This window comes from Chryseobacterium sp. BGA-UO-ETr-SB22, assembly GCF_059567885.1.
Genome location: NZ_JCAQOV010000005.1, coordinates 2,417,286 through 2,430,310, shown reverse-complemented (window position 1 = coordinate 2,430,310; position 13,025 = coordinate 2,417,286). Strand labels below are relative to the sequence as shown.

The following is a 13,025-nucleotide window of genomic DNA, read 5'->3' as shown; positions in this document are numbered from 1 at the left end:
TTTTAAATATATATTTTAAATGGATTAGTATTTTCTGGCCAATAGAACGTTCAGTAAGAATGTTCCCGTCCAGTTACTGTTATTGGATCCGTTATTTCCAATGAAATCTATACGGGCCACAGATACAGTAAGTCTTGTTCTTCCTGCAGTGCCATTATTGGCAAGGCTTACAAAAGATGCTGTAAATACATCCGGGAAACTTGAATTATTTCCTGCAGTAAGAATTGGGTACATATTGGTAACGTTGAACGGAGTACCCTGATATTCATATACCAAGGTCATTCTGCTGGCATTGGAATAGAGTGCCGTATGGGCATTATCTATTGATGTTTTACTAATAATCCACCATCTGTCGTTTGCTGCTCCTGTATCATAACCTGGATTACCATGATTGGTCCAGTCGGCCACAGGTGCAGTTCCTAGTCTGTGAGGTGGAATGAAAACCTGTGTTCCATAGATTTCCACGTTGCTCGGTTTAGGAAGCACAGTAAAGGACAAATCCCATGTTCCTCCGGTTGTATTACCGTTGTTTACGACTTCTGCATAAGCTCCTGTAGGAATCACAAAAGAAGCAACAGGAGTATTGTCAATTCTTAATGTATTACCGCTGGAAGCCTGGAGAGTGATATTATTCGGCGAAATGTTTTTGATCTTATAAATTCTTCCCGTGAAACTCGTTGTTCCAGTTCCGATGACAGGAAGGGTAAATGTGGCATCGGCTGTACCATTATAAGTAATGTAATGGTCAGTAGTCAGAATATTATAAGCTGTGGACGTGACTTCGCTATAGCCAGCCCGTAAGGAACCATTGACGGCAAGTGTACTGTTAGGGGTTGTTGTATTAATACCTACTTGTGCAGTTAAAGGAAGAGTTCCAAGTAAAAGGATCAAAATGTATTTTTTCATGTTTGAGAAATTTGGGTTCTATCAAATATATTAAAAAAATAAATAAAACTTAAATGAAAATTAATAAATTATCTATATTTAATTAAATCATTATCTAATATTGTAATAGATTTTGAAAATTATTAAATCAATCTGCACGGAACTTCCAAATCTTCGGTAAGATAATAACTGCAGCAGAGGCGGTGGTAGCCATCTGCAATAATCAGTTCATTTTCACCTCTTACCAGAAGTATAGGTGAAAGTTTTTTATTTTTTTCTACTTTTTTCAGGTTTTCTTTTACATGAATATTGGTCTCAGGAAGCAGGGAAAGCTTGCTTGCTCTTAAAATATCTTTCGATTTTTTTGTAATCGTAGGAACTGTCTTTAATTTTTCAACCAATTTTCTGGCTTTATCCGGCTCAAAAAGAAGTTCCAGATAATCCTGTGCTGCAGGAAAATCATGATCTTCAGGTTCTTTCATCCAGATACTGTCTTTGGTCAGATTACGATTTTTTACAGACGTTTTCATAAGTGTTTATTACAATATAAATGTATGAAAAATAGATCATTATTAACATTCATTATTTCAAATGTTCCAATGATTTGACAATAGTAAATTTTAGTTTTGCTAAAAATATTGGTATGATATATGCAAGATTCATGATGAACCGGAATGAATTTAATTAAGACTATTGAATTGATTGAAATCATTCAAAAAATAAGAACATTATGAAAAAGTTATTAATCTCAATGGTATTGTTACTAGGTTTATCAATGACTGTTTCTGCTCAGAAGCGTCCGCCAGCTCCTCCACATCCATCAAAAACGGAATTGGTTAATATTAAAATGCAAGAGCTTACTAAAAAATACAATACTGAGAAAAAACTCATCCTTAATCACCCTCTTGCCACCAAGCAGATGAAGAGAGATCAGATGAAAGCCTTAAATGACAGATATGCGGCTGAAAAACGATTGCTTAAACAGATGAAATAACGCTTGTTTTTTGCAGTTATTCAAATTGAAAAAACCGGGTTTTATATTTTGATTTTTGATAAATTTTCAATGTAAAGTAAAAAATATTGAAAGAGAATGCGTTTTGCGTTCTCTTTTTTGTGTAAAATTGAATAAAAACAGCCTTGTTGATGCATTTTAAGATCAGTTTTCAGAAACATAAAACATCCAATATTTTTCCTTAAATTCGCATAAAAATTTTTAAAGTAATGAATTACGATATTATTGTCATTGGAAGTGGTCCTGGTGGATATGTTACTGCGATCAGAGCAGCGCAATTAGGTTTCAAAACCGCAATTATCGAGAAAGAAAATTTAGGAGGAATCTGCCTTAACTGGGGATGTATTCCAACTAAAGCTTTATTGAAATCTGCTCAGGTTTTTCATTATATCAACCATGCTGAAGATTATGGTTTAAATAAAGTGGAGGCTAGCTTTGAATTCCCGAATGTAATTCAGAGAAGCCGTGGTGTTGCCAGCAAAATGAGCAAAGGAATCGAATTCTTGATGAAAAAGAATAAGATTGACGTAATTCTTGGTACTGCAAAAGTACAGAAAGGTAAGAAAGTTTCTGTGACAGATAAAGAAGGTAAAGTAACTGAATACTCTGCCAATAACATTATCATCGCTACAGGAGCTCGTTCAAGAGAATTACCAAACTTACCACAGGATGGTAAAAAAGTAATCGGATACAGACAGGCATTATCTCTTCCTGAGCAGCCAAAATCTATGATTGTAGTAGGTTCTGGAGCAATCGGGGTAGAATTTGCTGACTTCTATAACACAATGGGAACAAAAGTGACTGTTGTTGAATTTATGCCAAACATCGTCCCTGTAGAAGACGAAGAAATCTCTAAACACTTAGAGAAATCTCTGAAGAAAACAGGAATCGAGATTATGACAAATGCTTCTGTGGAAAGTGTTGATACAAGCGGAGAAGGAGTAAAAGCTACTGTAAAAACAGCTAACGGAAATATCACTCTTGAAGCTGATATCTTATTATCTGCTGTAGGTATTGCTGCTAATATCGAGAACATCGGATTAGAAGAAGTAGGAATCCAGACAGATAAAGGAAGAGTATTGGTAAACGAATGGTATGAAACTTCAGTACCTGGTTACTATGCAATTGGAGATATCATCCCCACTCAGGCTTTGGCTCACGTTGCTTCTGCTGAAGGAATCACTTGTGTAGAAAAAATCAAAGGAATGCACGTTGAAAAAATCGACTATGGCAATATTCCTGGATGTACATACTGTCACCCTGAAGTAGCTTCTGTAGGTCTTACTGAAAAGCAGGCTAAAGAAAAAGGATACGAAATCAAAGTTGGTAAATTCCCTCTTTCTGCAAGTGGTAAAGCTACTGCTAACGGAAACACAGACGGATTTATCAAAGTAATCTTTGATGCTAAATATGGTGAGTGGTTAGGATGCCACATGATTGGTGAAGGAGTAACTGATATGGTTGCTGAAGCTGTTGTTGCTAGAAAATTAGAAACTACAGGTCACGAGATCATTAAATCTATTCACCCGCACCCAACAGTTTCTGAAGCAATTATGGAAGCTGCTGCTGCTGCTTATGGTGAAGTGATTCACATCTAATTAGAAAATAAACCTAATTATATAATGAAAACCCGGAATTCTCCGGGTTTTTTTATTGAAAATGAATGTGTTAAATCTTACAGATGTTTTTAAACCTGTGAGGTTGAGTTATGAGAAAGCATTTTATTAGGTAGAAAAACCAGGCAGCTGATTGAATTTTTGATAGGGTTACAGTGAATTTTCTTAAAATAATTTTAAAATTAGCAGATTTATAAAAATTAACTTAATTATTTCAGGCTGTTTTCATACATTTATTCAATGAATTTCGAGAGAGTAGGACTTGTTTTATCAGGAGGCGGTACCAAAGGAATCGCTCATGCAGGAGTATTAAAATTCTTACAGGAAAAAGGTATTGAAATTGATATCCTTTCCTGCTGCAGCGCCGGATCTATTGTAGGCTGCCTTCATGCCATAGGAAAAACTCCGGAAGAAATTCTGGAATTTTTTAATTCCATTTATTTTTTCAACTGGAAACACTTTACATTCAATCAGCCGGGACTTGTTTCTTCGGTAATCTTCAGGAACTATCTGAAACCTATTTTTCATGAAATGAAATTAGGCGATCTTGATATAGAAGTGAAAATTGTAGCCACAGAACTTGTTGCCGGAACCCAGAAGATTTTTGATAAAGATTTTGAAATTGTGGATGCCATTATTGCATCATGCTCCATTCCCGGAATAACGACTCCTTACATCATTGGTGATGAAATGTACTGTGATGGAGGCGTACTGAACAACTTTCCGGCAGATATTATCAGAGACGATTGTGATAAGCTGATCGGTGTATTTGTATCTCCGCCCAATGAAGCAAAAATTAAAGATCTGAACTCCATTAAAGCCATTGTTTCACGATCTTACGATCTTCTTTCCTATAGGATTGAAAAAATAAAATTTGATTACTGTGACTGGTTCATTTCTTCCCAAAAACTATCTTCTTACGGAACTTTTGAACGTGGAAAAGACAGGCTGGAACAGATTTTTAATATCGGTTATAAAGCCGCTAAAGAAAGCTACGAAGCCAGTAGTTTTTTTGAAGAATTAAAAAAATCCGGAACATAAAAATATCCTGCATCAATGCAGGATATTATTTTATAAGAAAGGAAGATTCTTCCAGTTTTATATTCTTCTAATTTTTGACTACATAGCCGTCCTGGCGTACAATCTCAGTATCATTAGCATCATTTACAACCAGTGTATAAGGAGCTTTTTTCGGAGAATCAGTAAGGTAATTTCTCCAGATCTGATAGCTGTGTCCTTGATTACTGAATTCTATATAATAATTTCCTCCGGTACCGTCAGGAATCATTTCTCCATTGCTGATGATCATACTTGGTTTTGCGGTGATCTTCGCATTGGCATTCCACGACTGGTAAAGATACTTTCCGTTTGGCTGTTTATCGATTCTGATCTTGAATTTTTTTGTTTTAATAATGACTGTTTTGGGTACCTGCTGAAGAGCAGAAGAAGTTACAGAAATATCTGTTTTCGGAGTTGGGACTTCTTTGGCATATGCGAAAGAAAACTGAGCTAAACAGAAAGTCCCAAATAAAAGTTTTTTAATCATTTTCTTATATTTTGTTGTGATGTTTAAGCCTCATCAAATTTAGAGCCATTTTTCAATATTTAAGAAGAATAAATGGTGTTGCAGAAGAAATTTTCAGCTCCTTGAAGAGTTGTTATGTAAAATAATTATATTGATTTTCAATTGATTGTGTTTTTGTTTGAGAAATATTGCCAGCTTCTGCAACAACTGAATACTTTTCTTCTGTACATTTGTACCATCAAAGGATCTCGTTCCTTTATTATCAAAATGAAACTAATTAACTTTAAGTTTTTTCTATTAAAAGTATCAGAAATCATCTTCACGATTTTTAATACTTCCCCTCCTGTAATTTCTTAATTTTTTCGAAAGAATTATCATATAATTCGTACTCTGTTTTTTCAAATACCGAAAAATAGAGCACAATCCCTGTTTTCAAATATAATCAAAAACAAAAAAAACAAAACTATGGAATTAGCTTTTCATGGCTGGATGATTCCGGCCGTAATTGCACTTTTGTGCGTACTTTTTTATAAATTCATACTAAGAATTTTCTTTGGATTAATCATTGTTCCTCAGGACAAAATCGGGTTGGTAACCAAAAAATTCGTCTTGGTCGGTAAGCAGGAACTTCCGGAAGGAAGAATTATTGCGACCAACGGAGAAGCGGGTTTTCAGGCTCAGACATTAGCTCCGGGAGTGTATTTCCGAAAATGGATATGGCAGTATTCTATCGATTTTCAATCTTTTATAGTGATTCCGACCGGTAAAATAGGATTATTACTGGCTAAAGATGGTGCAGAATTAGAAACAGGAAGGATTTTAGCTAGAAAAGTCGACTGTGATTCTTTTCAGGATGCTGAAGCTTTCTTAAAAAATGGAGGGCGAAAAGGCCGCCAAACTGCAATTATTGCACCCGGATCCTATAGAATCAATACGTTGTTGTTTGAAATAGAATTAACGGATATGACTCAGATTCCTGATAATGCAGTAGGAGTTATTACGACAATGGAAGGAAGTCCTTTAGAAGAAGGTCAGATTGCAGGTAAAATTATCAATGACCATAATAAGTTTCAGGATGTTGATACTTTTTTAAATAATGGCGGCTACAAAGGTCTTCAGGAACAGGTGATCCTGGCGGGTTCTTACTTCTTAAATCCATGGTTTACAAAAGTTGAAATGGTGAAAATGACGGAAATTCCGATTGGTCATGTTGGAGTAATTATCAGCTATGTGGGAGAAGAAGGAAAAGATTTGAGTGGAGTTGATTTTAAGCATGGAAATATTGTTGAAAAAGGGCGTAAAGGCGTTTGGGCCGAACCTATTGGTCCCGGGAAATATCCAATTAATCCTTATATTATGAAGGTTGAACTTGTTCCTACCACCAATTTAGTATTGAACTGGGCTTTTGAAAGAATAGAATCTCACCAGCTCGATAAAAATCTTTCCACCATTACGGTACGAAGTAAAGACGGATTTCCTTTCAATCTTGATGTTTCGCAAATTATTCATATTCCTACCTATGAAGCTCCAAAAGTGATTGCTCGTTTTGGAAATATGATCAATCTTGTCAGTCAGGTTTTAGAACCAACCATTGGAAATTATTTCAGAAACTCTGCACAGGATAGTGACGTAATTGCGTTTCTGGGAACACGAAAAGAAAGACAGCAGTCGGCAAAAGATCACATCAGCAGTGTTTTGGAGCAATATAATGTCAATGCAGTTGATACTTTGATAGGGGCAATTGTTCCTCCGGAAAGTCTGATGAAAACTTTGACAGATAGAAAATTGGCAGAAGAACAGAAAATTACGTACGAAACTGAAATGCTGGCGCAGGAAACGCGTCAGGCTCTGGAAAAAGAAACGGCTGTTGCTGATATGCAGAAAGAAATTGTAAAAGCAGATCAGGGAGTTTTAATCGCTGAAAGAATTGCTGATGCATCAGTGAAAAAAGCAACCGGAGATGCCAATTCTGTAAGACTACAAGCGAATGCGGAAGGAGACAGATTGAAGTTGCTGGCAACAGGTGAAGCAGAAAAAACAAGACTTCTTGCCAAAGCTGAAGCCGAAAAGATAGAATTGCTGGCAAAAGCAAATGCAGAACAAATTTCATTAACAGGTAACGCAGAAGCAGAAAAAATTCTGGCCATTGGTAAATCTAATGCAGAATCCTACAAATTATCTGTAGAAGCAATGGGCGGAAACAACTTTACCCAATTGAAAATCATGGAGAATATAGCCAACCAGAATGTAAGAATAATGCCTGATGTTCTTATTGGGGGAAGCGGAGATTCAGCGAATGGAGGAATCAGTGGGCTTTTAGGACTTCAGCTTTTGGAGCAGGTGCAAAAGAAAAATGCTGAAACTGTTACTGTAATTGAAGAGAAACCGGATAATAACTCTTAAGTCTAAAAATAAAAGCTCTAACTTTTAAAAGCCAGAGCTTTTATTTTAAATTGTGGTTATTTGGATTAAGAAAATAATGTGAAGTAATTATTTAAATATTTCTTTGAACTCATCAATATAAGATAACTTTTCATAGCCTAGATACTTGAAATTTCCTTGAATGTAATTTTTTATATTAAAATAATTTTTATGATAGAATTGCGATATTTTTACAACTTTATTTCCAGCTGTGTATAAATAAAGATATTCGTAAGTTGCTCCTTTACCTGTTAAATGAGTATATTTCCAACCTTCAATTTCAGAAGTTTTATAAGTTTTAGTTAAAATTCCAAAAAATCTTTTTACAACAATTTCATTTTTGTTGATCGTTACATAGATACATTTTGTTCTTAGTTCTCCAAATAGTATAAGAAATGAGAAAATAAGTATACTTGGAATAAATATTCTTGGAAATAATGGTGTGTTATAATTTTCTGTAATAAAGATCCCGGGGATAACTGATATAATAAGATATAAAAAAGGAATTAACAATAAAGGTGGCAAAAATGCTTTAAAAGTAAATTTGGTCTTCAATATTCCTAATTTAATTTTCGAATTTAATCTCAAAATTCTGCGTATAACTTGCAAATGCCTCTTCCAGGCTTTCAAACTTACCTTTAAACTCATCAATAGGGCAGTCCTGAAGGATATTCCCTTTATGAATAAGAATTACTCTTGAACAAAGTGCTTCCACTTCCTGCATAATGTGGGTAGAAAGTAAAACGGTTTTCTGCTGGCCGATTTGTTTTACCACATTACGGATTTCAATGATTTGATTAGGATCCAGACCATTGGTAGGCTCATCCAGAATCAATAAATCCGGCTGATGAATAATAGCCTGTGCCAATCCTACACGTTGTTTGTATCCTTTTGAAAGCTGCCCAATCTTTTTGGATTTTTCAGGGGTGATTCCTACCAGTTCTATTACCTCATCTACTCTGGATTCAGGAATTTTGTGGATATTAGCAACAAACTGAAGGTATTCTTTTACATACATCTCCAGATAAAGCGGATTATTTTCAGGAAGAAAGCCTATTTTCTTTTTACTTTCAATCTCATGGTCTGAGATATTCATACCATTGAAAATGATTTCTCCCTGGTCAATTTTCAGTGCTCCGACAATAGATTTCATCAGGGTAGATTTTCCAGCACCGTTGGGGCCAAGAAGACCGATGATCTCGTTTTTATCAATTGAAATGTTGATATTGTCAAGGGCAGTCTGCTCACCAAATTTTTTGGTTAAATTGATTATCTGAAGCGGCATAAGTTTTACTATCTTTTTGCAAAAATAAAATAAAAAAACTCATCCGATAGAATGAGTTTCACAATATTTATAAAATATAATTATTTTCTTGATTTTTTCTTAGCTCCGCCCGTTGTGGGAGCAGCAGTAGAAGCGGTGTTGACAGCCCCTTTATTAGCCGTTGGGTTTACAGTTGCAGGCTTTTCATACATTGCATACTTTCCATTGGTTCTTCCAAAAATTTTCTCCACCTGTTTTTGAGTTAAAAACTGTGTTTTTCCTATATATTTTCGGTTCTTGTTGATCACCTGGATAAACTGTACGGTCGGCTGGCCGTAGTTCTTTTCATAATGAAGTTCGATAATATCATTAGGCAGTTCCAGGATAATATTCTCACCTGGAGCAGAGATAAACCCATCCATAATAAGTTTAAATAATCCGGTAACATCACCATTAAGGTTCTGAAATGAAAAAGATCGGATTGTATTCAGGTTGCTGGTGTTCAGATCCTGGTAGTTGACTGTAAATTTATCTTCCTTTTTATAGAGACCAACGGAATTATCTTTACCAATTTCCACCAAACTTTCATTCTTCAACACTTTAATTTGTGAGAAAACTGAAATACCGAACATACATGTAATAAGTAGAATTATTTTTCTCATGAATTGAATTTTAATGTTTTATAAAATTGGTGCACATAAATTTACTAATAAAAAGGCTAAAAAGCAATTTTATTTATTACAGCAAAAATAACAATTTTTTTTAATATTTCTATGGGATCATCCGCTGATGCTATGGATTTCATTGTTTACGTAAGTGTTTGTTAATTAGTTTTTTGGTTCTTTTCTGAGAAAGTGAAGCCCATTGGGTTTACGATTGATTGACAATTATCAATGTGATGTAATGTGTTGAAAAACAGATTGAAAATTACTGAAGTAAGGTTGGGAGAAAAGCTAATTTAAAATAAATGTTAAAAAATGCCTGTATAGATTAATTTCTAAAAGAGGAGCCGAAACAGAACAATGAAATGTTCGGAAACAGGTTTATAACAGTTTATTTCTGGAAACAGAAGAGATTAAGACATCAAATTCCTGCTTATAACTTCTTCCTACAGGAATCTTATGGTTGTTGACAACAATTTCATTATTATTGAATGCCGTCACAAAAGCAGAATTAATGATAAAAGACCTGTGAATTCTTACAAAACCTTTATCTGATAACGTCTGTTCAAGGTCTGTAATCTTACTTTTTGAAATAAAACTTTCATTGGTAATGAGTACTATTTTGATATCATTTCCCTGACTTTCAAAATAAACGATCTCTGAAAGCATTAATTTCTGGTGCATTCCTTCAGTTTTGATGAGGATAAAATCTTCTGTATGACCAGTAGTAGTTCTCAGGATACGTTCCACAGATTTGAAAAAACGTTCAAAAGTAATAGGCTTCAGGAGATAATCTACTGCTTCCAGTTCAAAACCTTCAATGGCAAAATCACGGTAAGCGGTGGTAAAAATGGTTTTAGGCTTTTGAGGAAGTGACTTCAGGAAATCAATTCCATTGAGGTGAGGCATCTGAATATCCAGAAACATCAGGTCCACAGTCTGATTTTGCAGTATTTTATAAGCCTGCATTGCATTTTGGGCTTTCCCGGTCATTTTTAAATCGTCGATCTTAGAAATATGGTTTTCCAGTAGTGACATGGCCAGAGGTTCGTCATCTACAATAATACAGTTAATCATCGTGTGAAGGAGTGGTTATTTCAACTTTAAAAATATTGTTTTCTCGTGAGATACTGAAGGTAAAATGTTTCTGATAATGATATTGCAATTGTCTTTGGATATTCTGCAGTCCGATTCCTTTTTCATTAGCCGTTTGGTGATCTGAGAAGGTATTTTCAATTGTAAAAACAGAATGATGGCCATCAGTTTCCATATCAATCTTTATTTCTGTGGTTTCCGAACTTTTTCCTACTCCATGTTTAAAAGCATTTTCTACCAACGTTAGATAGAGCAGGGGCGGAATGGTATTCTGGGAGTTTAATCTGATATTTTTCTGAATTTTTAATCTTTCATCATGATACCGCAGGCTTTCCAGTGCAATGTAATGCTCAATAATATCCAGTTCATCAGAAACTGAAACCCATTTTTTCTGTCCTTTGTATAAAATATAATCAAGAATATCCGAAAGCTGGCTGATGGATTGGGAAGTCTTATCAGAATGACTGATCGACAGAGAATAAATATTATTCAAAGTGTTAAAAAGAAAATGAGGGTTGAGCTGAGATTTGAGAGACTGCAACTCCAGTTCTGTCTTTTCCTTTTGCAGTTTGATAGTACGTTCCTTTTCATCCCTGTATCGTATGAAAAACATGATGGAAATAAAGATAAATGCCCCACTGATAATTGTGAATGTATAATGAAGCAAAAGATAGGGGATATCTGTAAAAATACTATAAACACTGTCTTTGACTTCATTGGTAAAAAGAGGTTCTGCAATATAAACAAGGAAAAACCTGTTGATAATAGAAATAAGATAAAGACTGATGATGAGATACAGCGAAAACTCAACATATCTTTTCTGGTCAAAAAAATGTAGGATCAGTATAAAATAAATAAAATTGGCTCCTGTAATCTGGAAAATCCAGTGGCAAAAGTTGTAAATCATCAATTCTTTAAAAGCTCCACTTTCATATTCTCCATACATTCTTGCCGTTCCGAATAAAAATAAAGCAGTCCAGAAGAACAGCTGGAAGTATAGAGTTTGTCTGATCTGATTTCCTGATGGAGTTTTCATCATCTTCAAAAATATAAAAACTTAAGCTACGCCAGAGAAATGTTTTGTGAAAGACCTTAAAATAATGTCAGATAACATCATTTATGCCATAAACTGCCTGTTTTGCTATTGGTAGTGAATAACCTGTTATCCGGATTCTATGTCGGAAAGTAGTTTGAAATTGGTCAATATTTGCATAAAAAAATAATGAATGAACGTTCTGAAAGGCTTTATGGATTAGATCATCTGAGGGCTGCTGCTATTGTACTCGTGTTATTGTATCACTACAGGGCCTTTAAACATCCCGGCTGGATAGACAGTATTGGAAGATTTGGATGGACGGGAGTAGATCTGTTCTTTGTTTTAAGCGGTTTTTTGATCTCAGGGCAGCTGTTCAGAGAAATAGAAAACAAGGGAGATATCAGTCTGAAAACATTTTATATAAAACGGTTTTTCAGAATTATTCCGGCTTATTTTTTCACCCTTTTTCTCTATTTTACATTTCCTTTTTTCAGGGAAAGGGAAGCGTTATCCCCTTTATGGAAGTTTGCTACCTTCACTCAAAACTATGGGCTGGATGTTATCAGTCGGGGAACATTTTCCCATGCATGGTCATTGTGTATCGAAGAACAATTTTATCTCATTCTCCCTTTGTTCCTTTTGATCCTGATGCCGACAAAACTGTTCAAATATATGGTGGGTCTGATGATTGCTGTCATTGGATTTTCTATTGCCGCAAGGCTGATGGCATGGAATGAATTTATTGCGATGGCAGATAATTCTTCCACAGATTTCTGGAAATTATGGTATATGAAAATATATTATCCTACCCACACAAGATTAGATGCCCTGGGAATGGGTGTTTTGATCGGGTATCTCATGCAGTATTCTTCAATATTTAAAAGAATGGTTGATAGCAATGGAAATAAGCTTTTCTTTCTTGGAATACTGCTGTTGGGTGTTTCCTTCTGGGTTTGCAACGAACAGGCGTCAGAAACTGCTTCTGTATTTGGTTTTACAATGGTGGCTGTAAGCTATGGAATTATTCTGATGGCTGCAGTTTCTCAATCGTCTTTCCTGCATCGTTCGAAGTCCTATATTACCACGCAGCTGGCTGCTCTGTCATATGCTGTTTACCTTTCACATAAAGGTATTATTCATATGGCGCAGGAAGTCCTTGGTTATTTTAAATTTGAAACCTCAGATACTATCACTCTTCTTATTTGTCTGCTGGCTTGTATTTTGGGTGGTTTGTTCTACCGATTTGCTATTGAAAAACCTTTCTCAGTCATTAAATCCAGAGTTTTGAAAAAATCTGCATAGGCTTCTGAATCTGCGATAATCAATACCAGATATTTATTCTTTTTAAACGCAAAGTTTTATTTTCCAATCTTAATATATAAGGGAGCAAAGCTGGAATCAATTTTAATGATTCTTATTAAGCGAACGATAATCATGCAGCTTCAAAGCGGCTTTGTTGCTGTTTCTTTGCTTTCTTTAATTGCTCTGTTTAAATTATTAAAATTTTCA

13 protein-coding genes are annotated in these 13,025 nt (G+C 35.0%); 5 read left to right on the top strand and 8 right to left on the bottom strand.

Features of this window, described 5'->3' with window-relative positions:
* Positions 1 to 24: 24 nt before the first annotated feature.
* Complete coding sequence (locus AC57AW_RS18345; RefSeq protein WP_318848766.1) at positions 25 to 906, bottom strand: hypothetical protein; 882 nt, start codon at positions 904 to 906, stop codon at positions 25 to 27.
* Between the two features lie 122 nt (positions 907 to 1,028).
* A complete protein-coding gene (locus tag AC57AW_RS18340) occupies positions 1,029 to 1,415 on the bottom strand; it encodes a hypothetical protein (protein WP_496353036.1) in 387 nt (128 codons plus the stop codon).
* A 200-nt stretch (positions 1,416 to 1,615) separates the two neighbouring features.
* Here AC57AW_RS18340 and AC57AW_RS18335 point away from each other — a divergent pair, with 200 nt between their 5' ends.
* The 3 genes from AC57AW_RS18335 to AC57AW_RS18325 all read left to right on the top strand — a co-directional run bounded on the left by AC57AW_RS18335 (position 1,616) and on the right by AC57AW_RS18325 (position 4,554).
* Positions 1,616 to 1,879: a hypothetical protein gene (locus AC57AW_RS18335; protein ID WP_496353035.1), complete on the top strand. Its 264-nt coding sequence runs from the start codon at positions 1,616 to 1,618 to the stop codon at positions 1,877 to 1,879.
* A 227-nt stretch (positions 1,880 to 2,106) separates the two neighbouring features.
* Positions 2,107 to 3,495, top strand: a complete 1,389-nt coding sequence (lpdA, locus tag AC57AW_RS18330) for a dihydrolipoyl dehydrogenase (RefSeq protein ID WP_318848763.1) — start codon at positions 2,107 to 2,109, stop codon at positions 3,493 to 3,495.
* A gap of 258 nt (positions 3,496 to 3,753) precedes the next feature.
* Positions 3,754 to 4,554 carry a patatin-like phospholipase family protein gene (locus AC57AW_RS18325; protein WP_318848762.1) on the top strand — a complete coding sequence of 267 codons (801 nt, stop codon included), beginning with the start codon at positions 3,754 to 3,756 and terminating at the stop codon, positions 4,552 to 4,554.
* 67 nt (positions 4,555 to 4,621) lie between these two features.
* Here the strand turns inward: AC57AW_RS18325 and AC57AW_RS18320 are convergent, their stop codons facing one another.
* On the bottom strand, positions 4,622 to 5,059 hold the full coding sequence (locus AC57AW_RS18320) for a hypothetical protein (RefSeq protein WP_496353034.1): 438 nt from the start codon (positions 5,057 to 5,059) through the stop codon (positions 4,622 to 4,624).
* Positions 5,060 to 5,503: 444 nt separating this feature from the next.
* Between AC57AW_RS18320 and AC57AW_RS18315 the strand changes: the two genes are divergently transcribed.
* Positions 5,504 to 7,441 carry an SPFH domain-containing protein gene (locus AC57AW_RS18315; protein WP_496353033.1) on the top strand — a complete coding sequence of 646 codons (1,938 nt, stop codon included), beginning with the start codon at positions 5,504 to 5,506 and terminating at the stop codon, positions 7,439 to 7,441.
* Positions 7,442 to 7,528: 87 nt separating this feature from the next.
* Here the strand turns inward: AC57AW_RS18315 and AC57AW_RS18310 are convergent, their stop codons facing one another.
* From AC57AW_RS18310 to AC57AW_RS18290, 5 genes are all read right to left on the bottom strand, one after another.
* The gene (locus AC57AW_RS18310) at positions 7,529 to 8,014 is read right to left on the bottom strand and encodes a hypothetical protein (protein ID WP_496353032.1); all 486 of its coding nucleotides are present in this window, start codon (positions 8,012 to 8,014) and stop codon (positions 7,529 to 7,531) included.
* 10 nt (positions 8,015 to 8,024) lie between these two features.
* Positions 8,025 to 8,744, bottom strand: a complete 720-nt coding sequence (locus tag AC57AW_RS18305) for an ABC transporter ATP-binding protein (protein WP_496353031.1) — start codon at positions 8,742 to 8,744, stop codon at positions 8,025 to 8,027.
* Between the two features lie 80 nt (positions 8,745 to 8,824).
* A complete protein-coding gene (locus AC57AW_RS18300) occupies positions 8,825 to 9,385 on the bottom strand; it encodes a hypothetical protein (RefSeq protein WP_318848758.1) in 561 nt (186 codons plus the stop codon).
* Between the two features lie 381 nt (positions 9,386 to 9,766).
* On the bottom strand, positions 9,767 to 10,462 hold the full coding sequence (locus AC57AW_RS18295; protein ID WP_496353030.1) for a LytR/AlgR family response regulator transcription factor: 696 nt from the start codon (positions 10,460 to 10,462) through the stop codon (positions 9,767 to 9,769).
* Positions 10,455 to 11,519: a sensor histidine kinase gene (locus AC57AW_RS18290; protein WP_496353029.1), complete on the bottom strand. Its 1,065-nt coding sequence runs from the start codon at positions 11,517 to 11,519 to the stop codon at positions 10,455 to 10,457. The genes AC57AW_RS18295 and AC57AW_RS18290 overlap by 8 nt, the downstream gene beginning before the upstream one ends.
* 183 nt (positions 11,520 to 11,702) lie before the next feature.
* Here AC57AW_RS18290 and AC57AW_RS18285 point away from each other — a divergent pair, with 183 nt between their 5' ends.
* On the top strand, positions 11,703 to 12,818 hold the full coding sequence (locus tag AC57AW_RS18285; protein ID WP_496353028.1) for an acyltransferase family protein: 1,116 nt from the start codon (positions 11,703 to 11,705) through the stop codon (positions 12,816 to 12,818).
* Positions 12,819 to 13,025: the final 207 nt, after the last annotated feature.